We start from the raw sequence: 15,705 nt of genomic DNA on the forward strand, positions 1-15,705 counted from the left end.
GGATATTCCATGAGCAAGATTCTAGCCTTCAGCTTCTTTCCAGCATTCACTCCTCCCTCGAACGGAGGAGAGTCCAGGCTGTTCAATATTTATTCCGAACTTAGCCGCGCACACGAAGTAGTGCTTCTCTCCTCCACCTTCCATGGGGTAGAGGAAAGTATTATCCAGCACGGGAGCAATTTCATTGAGAGACGGATTCCCAAGGATAATGCTTTCGCTGATAGCTGGAACAAATTGAATGCGCATGCAGGCAGTGGCGGGGGCGACCTCTCCGCCCCCTCTCTCGCTTTAGCCGCAAACTCGTTCGGAAACCTCCACCGCGCATATCTGGAAGAGTATGCCGAGGCTGACATCATCATCCACGAGTTTCCGTTCACTATTGGCTACGATATCTTCGCCGGAATGGACGGGAAGCCTCGTATCTACGACGCGCACAATTGCGAGAGCGACCTTTACAAAGAGCTGCACGATGCCAACGGCAATCGGGATGTTCCAGGCCTCGTTATGGATCTCGAGACAAGGATGCTCAAGCTCTGTGACATGCTGTTCTACTGCAGCCCCAATGACCTCGGACGCCTGAAGGAAATCTGCCCTTCTGCATCGTTCGATGCCACCTTCATCCCAAATGGGATGACGCCAAAGACATCCAAGAGGGTCTCTGCCACTGCGGGCAAGTCATTGTCTGCGGCTTTCATTGGCAGCGGGCACCCGCCAAACGTCCTCGCGGCCAAACGGATCGTTGAAGATATCGCCCCGGCACTTCCAGAAGTGACATTCCACATCATTGGCACTTGCCTGCCCGAAGGCAAGTACCCGTCCAATGTCATCCGCCATGGCAGGGTGAGCGATAAAGAAAAGGAACAGATACTCTGGGAAAGTCAGATTGCTCTGAATCCAATGGATCAGGGCAGCGGGTCTAATGTCAAAGTCTTGGACTACCTTTCCCACAGCATGGTAGTAATATCCAGCGAATTCGGAATGCGGGGTATTGAAGCCAACGCCAACGAGCACTATATCGCCGCAGAAATTCAAGATTTTCCGCAGGCAATACGGAATATCGTGGATTCGCCGGATGTCATGTCGCATATCGCAGCCGCAGGTGCGAAGCTTGCAAGTGAAAGATATACCTGGGCAAGCATTGCTGACCGCGCGAGCTCCGCAATCAATCAGTTGTTGGAGTCAAGCACTGCTCCCAAGGCTGAAAAGCATGTCTTGGTCCTCAACGACTATAACTCCTTTAAAATGGTCGGCGGCGGCGCCACGCGAACCCAGGGCATGTACAGCGCGGTCAAATCCTGGGCCCCGGTCATATTGATCTGCTTCTCGGACCGTGACTTTGGTGTTACCAGGGTAGATGAGCGCATACATGTCATCAGCATCCCGATTTCTGATGCACACCGCGCGGAGCTCCATGAGACCAATCGTCAGTTCCACATCAGTGCTGATGACATCATCGCGGGAAAACATTGCGCCACCAACAGTATGTTTCTGTCGGTATATCGCGCACTCCGAAAGGACGCACGCTGCGTCATTATCGAACACCCCTATTTATCGCAGATCCCGGTCATGCATGGTGATCGGTTCATCTACTCATCGCAAAACGATGAGACCCTGCTGAAGCAACGTCTTCTTGAGTATCACCCGCTCAGAGAGTCACTGATTGCAGAGGTCTCTCGGCTTGAAAAGCAGGCAGTAGAATGCGCTGCAGCGGTAGTTGCAGTATCCGAAGATGATGCTGTCAGCCTACTGGAGGAGCGCCGTAGCGCCGGCCCCTGCATCGTAGTACGCAATGGCGCGCTTGCGCCGGCGCAAAGAGACGAGCAACTCTTTGAAACCTGCCAAAGAGAGAGCCGCAGCAACTCAGTGGTATTCCTGGGCTCAGCACACATGCCCAATGTCGACTCTGCGAACTTCATCATCGAGAATGTCGCTGGTGACTGCCCCGATATGGAATTCCACTTCATTGGGTCTGTCTGTGACGCTATTGCCACAAAACCACCGAAGAACGTCAAACTTTGGGGTGTGCTGGATGACGGACAGAAATCTGCTGTGCTGCAGTCCTGCAAGATCGCCCTGAATCCCATGATGGGTGGCGGCGGCTCGAACGTAAAGCTCGCAGACTATCTTGGCAACGGACTGTTTACGGTAACCACCAGCTTCGGTCAACGTGGATACCCTCAGGAGATACAGGAGCATATCAGCATCTGCGAACCTCAGCAGTTCGCTGACACTATCAAAGGCGCTCTTCAGCAACCTGACCTTTTCACCGAGGAAAAGCGTCTTGCCAGACGGCAACTCTTCGACAACCTACTTTCGATGAGCTCACTTGCCTCGGGGTTTGTTGGTTTACTGAAGGGCCTTGAGAAGCAGAGAAAGCGCGCGCTCTTCGTCACTTATCGGTATACCGCACCAGCGGCAGGCGGCGCCGAGGCTATGCTTCATCGACTCTTGAGATCGCTCGGCAGCACCGACGAATTCCAGATTGACGTGGTGGCGCCAGAGGTATCCGTCATCAGCAACCAATATAGGTTTGCTGAAAGCTACGGCTTCTCTCCTGTCAGCGCATTTCCAGATATGCCGAATACCCGGTTCGCTCGCTTCCCACTCGACCCTCAGAGTGAGCCACGCCATGCATTAGAAAAGGCCTGGCGAGTCCAGGCTCGCTTCGAACACCAGCTCAATCGCCAACTTGAAGCGAAGTATCAGCATAGCGGACTTGGCTGGGGATGGGGTTCGCCAAGTTCGAATGATGATAGTGCTTGTCGTTGGGCATTTACTTCATGTGGAATATATTGCTCAAACCCCACGGAAGTAAGGATGTCGGCCTACTCCCATGGCAAGATCTCTATTACCGTCAGAGACGCACATGGTCGGCAATTACTATCCGTCGAAGCTGAACGAAACTTCGAGCTCTGCTTCAGTGCACCGCAAGGCGGTATCGAAATATCCAGTTCCGCTGAGTACTGTGTCGAAGACCCGAGACCACTTGCTTTCCTAGTGCGCGACCTGTACTTCGACGGTACGAGGCAGTCCTTGGCGTCTGCCTTGGAAGTTCCCAAAGGTATTGGTGCGGATGATCTCTTCGAGCACATGCATGCCGCCGCCCGCGCGACTCGCTTCCCGGCCAATCTGCGGCTGACCGACATTCGAGGACCTCACTCGGCTTCGATGGAGCGATATATTGCGGAACATGCCGGTGATTACGACCTGATCATTACCCACAATGTCGTATTCCGCCCTGCCGTGCTTGCCGTCGAACACGCCAATCGCAACAAAGTTCCCGTCGTGCTCATTCCGCATACGCACCTGGACGATGATTACTATCACTTCCCTGATCTTCACGAAGCGGCGCTGAATGCCGATCTGGTCCTGGCCTCTCCGAAGGCCGCTTGCCGGTTCTATGAGGGGCTTGGGGCAAATTCGCATTATCTGCCGGCCGGGGTCGATTGCGCGGAAGGGTTCACCGAACAGGACCGCGCCGCGTTCAAAGCCGTTTGGCCCTCCAAAAAACGCTTTGTGCTGGTATTGGGCAGGAAGGCCGGAGCCAAAGGTTATCGAGATGTGATTGCTGCGGTCGAAGCCATCAATGCACGAGGCGAAGAACTGCACGCCATCCTGATCGGACCGGACGACGACCAGCAGCCCATCGTGTCTCCGCACGCCACCTACCTCGGCATGCAGCCGAGAAACGTTGTCCGTGGTGCTCTGCAATGCTCGGAAACGCTGGTGAACATGAGCTCCAGCGAAAGCTTCGGTATTGTCCTGCTGGAGGGATGGCTGGCCGGCACGGGCGTCATCGCAAACGAAAGCTGTGCTGCATTCCATGACATGGCCACGGATGGACTGAACGCCTTGCTGACCTCACCCGAGAATCTTCCCGCGGCCATCCTGCGAGTAATAAGAGAGTCCGGGCTTAGAGATAAGCTGGCGGCCAATGGAAAGAGAACGGCGCAAGAATACGACTGGTCGGAGGTCGGCCATGCCTTTAGCCACTTCTGCCGTCAGCTTGTAAACTAATCAGCCAAGGGCCGTACTACCAACGCGCCAACAAGAAAGACTGGAGTATCTACCAATGAATTCTGCGATTATCACGGGCATTACGGGCCAAGACGGCGCATACCTGGCTCAGCTGCTGCTTGAGAAAGGCTACAAGGTCTATGGCACTTACCGCCGTACCAGCTCGGTAAATTTCTGGCGAATCGAAGAGCTCGGCATCAGCCAGCATCCCAATCTGCATCTGGTCGAGTACGACCTGACCGACCTGTCCGCCAGCATTCGCCTGCTGCAGGAAACCGGCGCCACTGAAGTCTACAACCTCGCCGCTCAGAGCTTCGTCGGTGTGTCCTTCGATCAACCGATCACCACTGCAGAGATCACCGGGATCGGCCCAGTGAACCTGCTCGAAGCGATTCGCATCGTCAATCCCAAGGTACGTTTCTACCAGGCATCGACGTCGGAAATGTTCGGCAAGGTGCAAGCCATTCCTCAAACCGAGGACACTCCTTTCTATCCCCGTAGCCCCTACGGTGTGGCCAAGCTGTATGCCCACTGGATGGCCATCAACTACCGGGAGTCCTATGGCATCTTTGCTTGCAGCGGCATCCTGTTCAACCACGAGTCGCCGCTGCGCGGCCGTGAGTTCGTGACCCGCAAGATCACTGATAGCGTGGCCAAGATCAAACTGGGCAAGCTCGATGTTCTCGAGCTAGGCAATCTCGATGCCAAGCGCGACTGGGGATTTGCCAAGGAGTACGTGGAAGGCATGTGGCGCATGCTGCAGGTTGACGAGCCCGACACTTACGTTCTGGCGACCAATCGCACCGAGACCGTGCGTGACTTCGTCAGCATGGCATTCAAGGCCGCAGGCATTGCCGTTCGATTCGAAGGCGCGGCCGAGCAAGAAATCGGTATTGATGAGGCCTCGGGCAAAGTCATCGTCCGGATCAATCCCAAGTATTATCGCCCGGCCGAAGTCGATCTTCTCATCGGTAGCCCGGCTCGTGCCACCGAGAAGCTTGGATGGGCACCCAAGACTACGCTGGAAGAGCTGTGCCAGATGATGGTTGAGGCAGATCTGCGTCGCAACCAGATTGGGTTCTCCTTCTAATGACTACTTCAGCCAAGCGAGTATTGATCACCGGAAGTCGGGGATTTACTGGCGTTTACATGGCTGATGAAATGGCTGCTGCGGGTTACCAGGTCATCGGCCTGGGCTCGCAGCCGGCCGCAGGTGAGAACTATGTTCAGGCCAACCTCAACGATGCCGCTGCGCTAAAAGGGCATATCGAGGTCATTCAGCCAGACATCGTGATTCACTTGGCGGCGCTGGCCTTCGTCGGACATGGGGATGCCAAGGCTTTCTATGACGTCAACCTCGTAGGAACCCGGAACCTACTGCAGAGCCTGGCCGACTGTAAGCACCGCCCGGAGGCCGTACTCATTGCAAGTAGTGCCAACGTCTACGGCAATACTTCGGAAGGGCAGCTCGACGAAAGTACCCAACCACAGCCAGCAAATGATTATGCGGTCAGCAAACTTGCCATGGAGTACATGGCAAGACTATGGATGCAACAGCTGCCCATTATCATCACCCGGCCGTTCAACTACACCGGAGTCGGCCAGGCCGAGAACTTCCTGATTCCCAAGATTGTCTCGCACTTCCGCCGCAAGGCAGATTTCATCGAGCTTGGGAACATCGATGTATCGCGCGACTTCAGCGATGTACGGAGTCTCGTAGCGGCCTATCGTCGGCTGATCGAGGCTAAGGCTTTTGGCCAAACGGTCAATGTCTGCTCGAGCCGCACCTATTCGCTACGTGAAATCATTTCCATGAGCAGCGACCTGTCCAAGCATGACTTGGAGATCAGGATAAATCCCGATTTCGTGCGAAAAAATGAAGTGCGCACACTTTCGGGAAACTGTGGCCTTCTTCGGAGCATCATTGGTGACTGGCAAGTCCCTCCCATCGAGGAGACCTTGCACTGGATGTTGAATGCTTGATGAAGGTTATTCTTTCTGTCGAACCCGTTCGCTTCCCACTGACAGGCATTGGACGCTACACCTATGAGTTGGCAAGGCAACTTCAGACTTCGCCGGAGCTGACTGAGCTCAGACTGTTCAGCGGAACAGGATTTGTCGATCAGCTTCCAGTTGCGACCGAGTCCGGGGGAACCTCGCATCGGCTCAAGCGGCTGGTACAGAACAGTCGTCTGGCGACCGAGGCCTATCGTGTGCTGACACCGATCCTCAAGCGTAGAGCGCTGCGGGGGTACGGAGATTACCTGTATCACGGTCCGAACTTCTATCTGCCCCCGTTCGCCGGTCGGAGCGTGGCCACGTTCCACGATCTGTCGCCATTCCTCTGGAGCGATTGTGCGCCCATGGAGCGAGTGCGCTATATGCAGAAAGAGCTTCGTCTCGCGCTTGAAAGGGGAAGCGCCTTCATTACTGACTCTGAGTTCAACAGACAGGAACTCATCAGCCAGTTCTCGCTTTCCCCGGAAAAGGTCCACTCTGTACCATTGGCGGCCAGCGAGGAGTTCTTACCTCGCTCGGAGCAAGATATTGCCCCAACTCTGGCACGACACAATCTGACCTATGATGGTTACTCTCTCTACGTAGGCACGATCGAGCCGAGAAAGAATCTGCTCAATCTGCTGGAAGCGTATAGAAAGTTGCCTATTGCCGTTCGTCAACGCTGGCCGCTGATTCTGACAGGCTATGCAGGTTGGCGTAGCCAGGCTATTCACGAGGCGATCGGCAAAGGAGCCCGCGAAGGATGGGCGCGATATCTGGGCTTCGCCCCCGCAGCGGATCTTCCCCACCTCTTCGCTGGCGCCAGGCTATTCTGCTTCCCTTCGCTGTACGAGGGGTTTGGCCTGCCAGTGCTGGAAGCAATGCAGAGTGGCGTTCCGGTCGTATGCTCCGATAGTTCGTCCTTGCCCGAGGTCGCCGGCGAAGCCGCCCTGGCCTGCGCTCCCGCAGACGTGGACGGGATGGCCGGACTGCTTCTCAGGGGTTTGGAGGATGAGGCATGGCGTCAGGCGGCGAAAGTAGCTGGAATCACTCAGGCAGCGAAATTCAGCTGGAAACGCTGCGCACTCGAAACGCAGCGGGTTTATAAACTGGTGTTGAGCAAGTAATGCGCGTTCTTCATTTCTTCAAGACCTACTACCCCGACAGTTTCGGTGGAATCGAGCAGGTTATCTACCAACTGGCTGAGGGCTGCCGGAATCATGGAGTATCCAGCAAGGTACTCACATTGAGCCAGAATCCGGAGCGCGAGAGGACTGTAGGCACGCATACCGTCAGAAGATCCCAGCAGACCTTCAATATTGCATCAACTGGCTTTTCCCTCTCGGCGCTGTCCGACTTCAAGGAACTCGCAAGCGAGGCGGATATCATCCATTATCATTTTCCATGGCCATTCATGGACATGATTCACTTTGCTAGCCGGATAAAAAAGCCGTCGATTGTAAGTTATCACTCGGATATTGTTCGCCAGAAGTCGCTTCTAAAACTCTACACCCCGCTGATGCATAAGTTCCTGTCCAGCATGGACAGTATCGTTGCTTCATCGCCGAATTATGCGCAGTCCAGCGATGTGCTGCTAAAACACCATGAGAAAGTCTGCGTAATTCCATATGGGCTGGAAGAGTCGAGCTACCCAGCGCCCTCCGCGGAGTCTCTCCAGACCTGGCGAGAGCGGATCGGCCCTCGATTCTTCCTGTTTGTGGGGATGCTCCGTTACTACAAGGGTCTCAATTATCTGCTGGAGGCTCTCTCCGGACTCGACTATCCCTTGGTGATCGCAGGCTCCGGCCCACTTGAGGCGGAACTGAAGATGCAGGCCAGTCGACTTGGCTTGAAGAATGTGCACTTTCTTGGAGCCGTCAGTGACCACGACAAGGCTGCACTGCTGAAGCTTTGTCATGCCTTTGTATTTCCTTCGCACCTGCGTTCGGAAGCGTTCGGAATCTCACTCCTTGAGGCTGCCATGTTTGGCAAGCCTCTTATCTCCTGCGAAATTGGCACCGGCACCAGCTTTATCAATGTCGATGGCATTACCGGCCTGAGCGTCTCCCCTGCCGACCCAATGGCCTTGCGAGGGGCGCTCATGAAGATCTGGAGCGACCAGGAGTTCTCTCGGGAATGCGGTGAAGCAGCACGGCATCGTTTTGAGTCAGGCTTTTCAGCGAACACGATGGCCGAGAGTTACGCAAGACTCTATGAGTCTCTTATAGGACGATAAATACAAGGGCGCGATACAATTCGGGGCTTGCAGTTTTCCGGCCTGCCCCGAAGTCCTCTCGCGACCTACTACCATCTGCTCAGTACTATCCTGAATGGATCAAACTAGAGCATCAGAGTCCAATGTTCCGCTCAAAGAAAGATTGCGACACCGGAACAAACTAAGCCTGACATCGTTGTCCGTTTCAGATGGCACCTGACTCATGAAAACCGGTAGATCCCCGGCAATGCTCAGGCACCGCTGCATCGCAGTCAGTCTCTGGTCATGTGCTCAGAAGTGTGCCGGACAACGCTTCCCGACAACCTTATACTGAGTGACTCACGCTCATACAAAGGCTATCCCATGACGATCCTGGTTACCGGTAGCGCCGGCTTCATCGGCTCCAACTTCGTGCTCGACTGGCTCGCCGCACACTCCGAAACCGTGATCAGCCTGGATAAACTGACCTACGCTGGCAACCGGGCGAACCTTGCCAGCCTGGCTGGCGACGACAGGCACGTATTCGTCCATGGCGATATCGGTGACAAGCAGCTGACGGCCTCTCTGCTGGAGCAGCATCAGCCGCGCGCAGTGCTGAACTTCGCCGCCGAATCCCATGTCGATCGCTCCATCCTGGGCCCCGAGGAGTTCATCCAGACGAACGTGGTCGGCACCTTCCATCTGCTCGAGACAGTGCGAGCCTACTGGAACGCGCTGGATGACCAGCGCCAGAAGGACTTCCGCTTCCTGCACGTATCCACCGACGAGGTGTACGGCTCCCTCGCCCCTGAAGCACCCGCCTTCACAGAGCGGCATGCGTACCAGCCCAACAGCCCCTACTCGGCGTCCAAGGCCGCATCCGATCATCTTGTCAGAGCCTATCACCACACCTACGGGCTACCGGTACTGACTACCAACTGCTCCAACAACTACGGCCCGTATCACTTCCCCGAGAAGCTCATTCCGCTGGTGATCCGCAATGCACTGGCCGGAGAGACGTTGCCGATCTACGGCGACGGCCAGCAGATCCGCGACTGGCTTTACGTCAAGGACCACTGCAGCGCCATTCGCCGCGTGCTGGAAGCCGGGAGCGCGGGGGAAACCTACAATGTCGGCGGCTGGAACGAGAAGTCCAATCTGGACGTGGTGCACCACATCTGTGACACCCTCGACCAGGAGGCCCCACGCAGCGATGGTCGTAGCTACCGTGAGCAGATCCGCTTCGTCAAAGACCGCCCCGGCCATGACCGCCGTTACGCCATCGACGCCACTCGTCTGGAGCGGGAACTGGGTTGGAAACCTGCGGAAACCTTCGAGACCGGCATTGCCAAGACCGTCCGCTGGTATCTGGACAATCAGGACTGGGTCGAGAACGTGGCCAGTGGGGCCTACCGCGAATGGCTGAGCAAGCAGTACTCATGAGCAACATCCTGATCCTCGGTGCCAATGGCCAGGTCGGCTGGGAATTGCAGCGTGCCCTGGCGCCTCTCGGAAGGCTGATCGTCTGTGATCGCCAGCGAGGCAACCTGGAGGACCTGACGGGCCTCCGTGCCCTGGTGAGGACCGAGCGCCCCTCGATCATCGTGAATGCCGCCGCCTACACCGCGGTCGACAAGGCGGAAGCCGACTCCGACCGGGCGCGCCGCGTAAATGCGGAGGCCGTCGGTTTGTTGGCTGAACTCGCAGTCGAGCTTGATGCGTGGCTCGTGCACTACTCCACCGACTACGTGTTCGACGGCAGCGGCAGCGAGCCCTTTCGCGAGGACGATCCGACCGGGCCGCTCAACATCTACGGGCAGACCAAGCTGGAAGGCGAGCAGGCAATCCTGCGCAGCGGCTGCCGCCATTTGATCTTCCGCACCAGTTGGGTCTACGCCTCGCGCGGAGCGAACTTCGCCAAGACCATGCTGCGCCTTGCGGCAGATCGTGAAGAACTGCGCGTGATTGACGATCAAGTTGGCGCGCCGACCAGCGCCGAACTGATTGCCGACGTTACTGCCCAGGCGCTCGCTCAATTGCTCCATCGCCCTGACGCACGATCGCTTGCCGGTGTGTATCACCTGACAGCGGATGGTGCGGTCAGTTGGCATGGCTACGCCCGCTTCGTAATCGAACAAGCCGCCCGCCTGGGACTACCACTGCGCACCTTGCCAGAACGGGTGCTGCCGATTCCGACCCGGGAGTATCCGCTACCCGCGACGCGCCCCCACAACTCTCGACTCGACACCCGCAAGCTGCGGACAACCTTCAGCCTCACGCTTCCCACCTGGGAAACTCACGTGACGCGAATGCTGGTCGAGCTGACCGGAGAAAAACTCGCATGAAGCGTAAAGGCATTATTCTCGCCGGCGGTTCGGGCACTCGACTGCACCCCGCTACATTGGCCATTTCCAAGCAGCTGCTACCGGTATATGACAAGCCGATGATCTACTACCCGCTGAGCACCCTGATGCTCGCGGGCATCCGTGACATCCTGATCATATCCACGCCCCAGGACACTCCGCGCTTCGAGCAACTGCTCGGTGATGGCAGCCAATGGGGTCTCAATCTCCAGTACGCCGTGCAGCCCTCACCCGATGGCCTGGCCCAGGCGCTCCTGATCGGCAAAGAGTTCATCGGCAATGACCTTTGCGCACTGGTACTCGGCGATAACATCTACCACGGCCACCACCTGCAGGAGCTCCTGGCCAGCGCCATGCAGCGAAACAGCGGCGCGACCGTCTTTGCCTATCACGTGCACGACCCCGAGCGTTATGGTGTCGTGGAGTTCGACGCGCGCGGCAAGGCAATCAGCCTGGACGAGAAGCCTTCGAAGCCAAAATCCAATTACGCCGTGACGGGGTTGTATTTCTACGACCAGAGCGTTGTCGAAATCGCCAAAGGGCTTCGCCCTTCAGCACGCGGTGAGTTGGAGATCACCGATGTCAATCGCCACTACCTGGAGCAGGGCGAGCTTTCGGTGGAAATCATGGGCCGTGGCTACGCTTGGCTGGACACCGGCACCCATGAGTCCCTGCTCGAAGCCAGCCAGTTCATCGCCACCCTGGAGAACCGACAGGGACTCAAGGTCGCGTGCCCGGAAGAAATCGCTTTCCGCCAGGGCTGGATCAGCCCCGAAGACCTGCAGCGCCTCGCCGCGCCGTTGGCCAAGAGCGGGTACGGTCTGTATCTCCAACACCTTCTGATTCAAACGGTCTACTGATGAAAGTCATACCACTGGCCATTCCCGACGTTCTCGTCATCGAACCTCAGGTCTTCGGCGACAGCCGCGGCTTCTTCTTCGAGAGCTACAACCAGCAGAAATTCGAGCAGGCGATCAACCGCAAGGTCGATTTCGTGCAGGACAACCACTCCCGCTCCTCCCGTGGCGTACTGCGCGGTATGCATTACCAGATCCGCCAGGCACAGGGGAAACTGGTACGCGTCATCCAGGGCGAAGTATTCGACGTCGCCGTGGACCTGCGCCGTGGCTCGCCGACGTTCGGCCAGTGGGTCGGCCAGATCCTCAGCGAGGAAAACAAGCTTCAGATGTGGGTCCCTGAAGGGTTTGCCCACGGCTTCCTGGTGCTCAGCGAAAGCGCCGAGTTTCTCTACAAGACCACCGACTTCTGGGCTCCGGAGCACGAACGATGCGTAGCCTGGAACGACCCGGAACTGGCCATCGAGTGGCCCCTGGACGGCGAGCCGGCACTGTCCGGGAAGGACCGAGAGGGTCGTCGACTGGCGGACGCAGAAGTCTTTGACTGAAAGCAGAAAGAGCCAGCTCCATAGTTAGTCCTGAGTGAGTCAGTTCCCCGGCAGACCAGCGCCATCCCCACGGGCCGCTGGCTCTGAACCTGGGGCCGCCCACTCCGCCCCTCTCAGGGATATCGACACTGGCAGCACGAACCAGGAACAACGCTCGGCGTGGTGAATGACTTCGTGTGAGCCGCTCCCCCAGCCCCGATCGGTGTAGCATCCCCAGCGGACACGACCCCACGCGATGTATGCCGCCTTGAATCACCACCTCACCCGCTGGCGCTCCCTGGCCTTGCTCGCGCTCCTGCTGGCACTGCTGCTCTGGCCGCTGCACCATGTCGCCGAGCGCTACTACAGCCTGCAGATCGCCCAGCAGAACCAGCAGACCCTCGACCTCTACGTCGCCAACCTGCTCGGCACGCTACGCCGCTATGAGGACCTGCCGCCGATCCTCGGCGAGCTGCCGGCACTCCGGGCGGCGCTGCAATTCCCCGGCAATCTGGACCTGCAGAACGCCGCCAACGTCGAACTGGCACGCATACGGGGACGCACCGGCGCCGACGTCATCTACCTGATGCAGCCTGACGGTCTCACTCGCGCCGCCTCCAACTGGGAGCAGCCCGACAGCTTCGTTGGCCGCAACTTCTCATTCCGCCCTTACTATAAGGAAGCCATGCAGGGGCGCCCGGCGCGCTTCTTCGGCCTGGGCACCACGTCCAAGCGCCGCGGCTATTTCTTCGCCAGCGAGGTCCGTGACGGGGAAACGCTACTGGGCGTGCTGGTGGTGAAGGTCGACCTGGAGCACATGGAAGATCTCTGGGGAAATACCCCTGACCAGCTCCTGGTAATGGATGCCGACGGCGTGGTCATCCTGTCGTCCAACAAGGCCTGGCGCTTCCATACCAGCCGTGAGCTGTCGCCGGCCAAGCAGCGCGAGATCGCGCAGAACATCCCCTACCCGGTGCTGCATCCCCTGCCACTGACGATCGATCAGCGCCGCTGGATCAGCCAGAGCCGCGAGCTGCCGGAAACCGGCTGGACCGTCAGCATCTATACCCCCCGCACCCAGGTCGACGCCCCGGTGCGCAGCGTCGTACTGATCGGCGCCGCCACCCTCGTCGCGCTGCTCCTGCTGCTGTCGCTGCTGATCATCAGCCGCCGCCACTACCTGGAGCGCATCGCGCTCGAGGCCCAGGCCAAGCACGAGCTGGAAGTCCGGGTGCAGGAGCGCACCCAGGAACTGGAAGACGCCAACAGCCGCCTGCAACAGGAAGTCAGCAACCGCGAACAGGCACAGCGCGAGCTGATGCATGCGCAGGACGAGGTGGTGCAGGCTGGCAAGCTCACCGCCCTGGGCACCATGTCCGCCAGTATCAGCCATGAACTCAACCAGCCGCTCGCGGCGATCCGCACCTACGCCGACAACGCCCGCGTGCTGATCGACCACCAGCGCATCGACGACGCCCGCAGCAACCTCGAGCAGATCGGCGAACTGACCGGCCGCATGGCTTCGATCATCGGCCACCTCAAGGCTTACGCCCGCGGTGCACGGCGCGCTCCGGAAAACGTCGCCCTGCAACCGGCGATCAACGACGCCCTGGCGCTGGTTGCGCCGCGCCGCCAGTCGATGAACGTGGAACTGCTACGCGACCTGCCGGATGCGGCGATCTGGGTGCAGGCTGGCGAGACCCGGCTGCGCCAGATCCTCTCCAACCTGCTCTCCAACGCCCTCGACGCTCTCACCGAGAAGGCGCCACCTCGACGCATCTGGCTGACCGCCGAGCAGACGCCCGAGCGCATCATCCTGTCCCTGCGCGACAACGGGCCCGGCTTCTCCGAGCAGGCGCTGGCCCACGCCCGCGAACCCTTCTTCACCACCAAGACCAGCGCCAAGGGCCTCGGCCTTGGCCTCGCCATCTGTGACACCCTGTTACGCACGCTCGGCGGCCATCTGGAATTGGGGAATAACCCCGATGGCGGTGCTCTCGTACAATTGCACCTGTTGCCGGGCATCCCCGGCGTGACTTCGACGCCGCAGGAGGAAACCCGCGCATGAGTTCGGCCGCGCCCTTCGATTCGACCACCCAGGTGCTGTTGATCGACGACGATCCGCATCTGCGCCAGGCGCTGAGCCAAACCCTTGACCTGGCCGGCTTCAGCGTCGTCGCCCTGGCCGACGCGCGCCAGCTCGACCCACAGCAGGCGCGGGACTGGCCCGGAGTGATCGTCAGCGATATCCGCATGCCTGGTATCGACGGCCTGCAACTGCTGGAGCAACTGCACGCGCAGGATGCCGAACTGCCGGTGATACTGGTGACCGGCCACGGCGACGTCCCGCTGGCGGTCAAGGCCATGCGCTCGGGCGCCTACGACTTCCTGGAAAAACCCTTCCCCAGTGATGCATTGCTCGACAGCGTGCGCCGCGCCCTCGATGTGCGCCGCCTGGTGCTGGAGAACCGCAGCCTGCGGCTGGCGCTGTCCGAGCAGAAGGAACTGCGTGGTCGCCTGGTCGGCCAATCTGCACCGATGCAACGCCTGCAGCAGCAGGTCGCCTCGCTGTCGGCGATCCAGGCCGACGTACTGATCCTCGGTGAGACTGGCTCGGGCAAGGAAGTGGTCGCCCGAGCCTTGCATGACCTCTCCAGCCGCCGCAACGGTCCCTTTGTCGCCATCAACGCCGGGGCGCTGGCCGAGTCGGTGGTGGAAAGTGAGCTGTTCGGCCATGAGCAGGGTGCATTCACCGGCGCGCAGAAGCGGCGCATCGGCAAGTTCGAATACGCCAATGGCGGCACGCTGTTCCTCGACGAAATCGAAAGCATGAGCCTGGACGTCCAGGTCAAGCTACTGCGCCTGCTGCAGGAGCGCACGGTCGAGCGCCTGGGCTCCAACCAGCTCATCCCCCTGGACATCCGCATCATCGCGGCGACCAAGGAAGACTTGCGCCTGGCCTCCGACGAAGGCCGCTTCCGCGCCGACCTTTATTACCGCCTGAACGTCGCCAGCCTGCGCATCCCACCGCTGCGCGAGCGTGGCGATGACATCCTCCTGTTGTTCCAGCACTTCGCCGAACGCGGTGCGCAGCGGCATGGCCTGACACCACGCGCCCTGGACTCCACGCAGCGCGCGCAACTGCTGTCCCACGGCTGGCCGGGCAATGTGCGCGAACTGCAGAACGCCGCAGAACGCTATGCACTGGGACTGGACCTGGGGCTCGACGATACGGGCACCCACTCGACCCCGACCGCCGCCGGCGCAGGGCTGAACGAACAGGTCGAAGCCTTCGAGCGTGCGCTGATCGCTGCCGAGATGAGCCGCCCGCACAACTCGCTGCGCAGCCTCGCCGAAGCGCTCGGCGTGCCGCGCAAGACCCTGCACGACAAGCTGCGCAAGCACGGCCTGCTGTTCTCCGGCGGCGGGAATCCCGCTGACGACGCCGACGGCTGAGCAAGAATCCGCCTATACCGTTAAGCGGACCGACCGGCGGAGCCCGGCAGGCCGGGGTGCGCCAGACTGGCATACCCCTTGCTATTCACTTGTCGGTGCCGTTGCGCACCGCTTCGTGCCGCACCTGTTTGTGGCACGCCCTCCGGGCCACGAACCCGGGGGTGTCCTTCGGCGTCCATGCCATCCGGCGCCCTCGGCGCCTCGCCGGGTGCAGTGATCCTGCCCCGGCCAATTCCCCCTCCTGAATGATTTCGGCCTCCCTGCGGGGCTTCCGCTTGCATCAGAAAACTCCT

Annotated in this window: 11 protein-coding genes; all 11 read left to right on the forward strand. The window is 59.2% G+C overall.

The genetic code is table 11. The features are described from left to right. Window positions 1–9 precede the first annotated feature (9 nt). The 11 genes from GA645_RS26425 (at window position 10) to dctD (ending at window position 15,412) form a co-directional block, all read left to right on the forward strand. Complete coding sequence (locus GA645_RS26425; protein ID WP_152226995.1) at window positions 10–4,017, forward strand: glycosyltransferase family 4 protein; 4,008 nt, start codon at window positions 10–12, stop codon at window positions 4,015–4,017. Window positions 4,018–4,072: 55 nt separating this feature from the next. Beyond that, a complete protein-coding gene (gene gmd / locus GA645_RS26430; RefSeq protein WP_152226997.1) occupies window positions 4,073–5,107 on the forward strand; it encodes a GDP-mannose 4,6-dehydratase in 1,035 nt (344 codons plus the stop codon). After that, on the forward strand, window positions 5,107–6,000 hold the full coding sequence (locus tag GA645_RS26435; RefSeq protein WP_152226999.1) for a GDP-mannose 4,6-dehydratase: 894 nt from the start codon (window positions 5,107–5,109) through the stop codon (window positions 5,998–6,000). The genes gmd and GA645_RS26435 overlap by 1 nt, the downstream gene beginning before the upstream one ends. Continuing rightward, window positions 6,000–7,142, forward strand: a complete 1,143-nt coding sequence (locus GA645_RS26440; protein ID WP_152227001.1) for a glycosyltransferase family 1 protein — start codon at window positions 6,000–6,002, stop codon at window positions 7,140–7,142. The genes GA645_RS26435 and GA645_RS26440 overlap by 1 nt, the downstream gene beginning before the upstream one ends. Continuing rightward, on the forward strand, window positions 7,142–8,251 hold the full coding sequence (locus tag GA645_RS26445) for a glycosyltransferase family 4 protein (RefSeq protein WP_152227003.1): 1,110 nt from the start codon (window positions 7,142–7,144) through the stop codon (window positions 8,249–8,251). The genes GA645_RS26440 and GA645_RS26445 overlap by 1 nt, the downstream gene beginning before the upstream one ends. A gap of 342 nt (window positions 8,252–8,593) precedes the next feature. Then, complete coding sequence (rfbB, locus tag GA645_RS26450) at window positions 8,594–9,652, forward strand: dTDP-glucose 4,6-dehydratase (protein WP_152227005.1); 1,059 nt, start codon at window positions 8,594–8,596, stop codon at window positions 9,650–9,652. Beyond that, on the forward strand, window positions 9,649–10,554 hold the full coding sequence (gene rfbD, locus GA645_RS26455; RefSeq protein ID WP_152227007.1) for a dTDP-4-dehydrorhamnose reductase: 906 nt from the start codon (window positions 9,649–9,651) through the stop codon (window positions 10,552–10,554). Before rfbB ends, rfbD begins: the two co-directional genes overlap by 4 nt. Continuing rightward, window positions 10,551–11,432, forward strand: a complete 882-nt coding sequence (gene rfbA, locus GA645_RS26460) for a glucose-1-phosphate thymidylyltransferase RfbA (protein WP_152227009.1) — start codon at window positions 10,551–10,553, stop codon at window positions 11,430–11,432. The genes rfbD and rfbA overlap by 4 nt, the downstream gene beginning before the upstream one ends. Then, complete coding sequence (gene rfbC, locus GA645_RS26465; RefSeq protein ID WP_152227011.1) at window positions 11,432–11,977, forward strand: dTDP-4-dehydrorhamnose 3,5-epimerase; 546 nt, start codon at window positions 11,432–11,434, stop codon at window positions 11,975–11,977. Before rfbA ends, rfbC begins: the two co-directional genes overlap by 1 nt. Window positions 11,978–12,212: 235 nt before the next feature. Then, on the forward strand, window positions 12,213–14,024 hold the full coding sequence (locus GA645_RS26470; protein ID WP_152227013.1) for a sensor histidine kinase: 1,812 nt from the start codon (window positions 12,213–12,215) through the stop codon (window positions 14,022–14,024). Continuing rightward, window positions 14,021–15,412, forward strand: coding sequence for a two-component system response regulator DctD (dctD, locus tag GA645_RS26475; RefSeq protein WP_152227015.1), 1,392 nt, complete (start codon window positions 14,021–14,023; stop codon window positions 15,410–15,412). The genes GA645_RS26470 and dctD overlap by 4 nt, the downstream gene beginning before the upstream one ends. The last annotated feature ends 293 nt before the right edge of the window (window positions 15,413–15,705 follow it).

It is taken from the genome of Pseudomonas sp. SCB32 (assembly GCF_009189165.1).
Taxonomy (GTDB): domain Bacteria; phylum Pseudomonadota; class Gammaproteobacteria; order Pseudomonadales; family Pseudomonadaceae; genus Pseudomonas.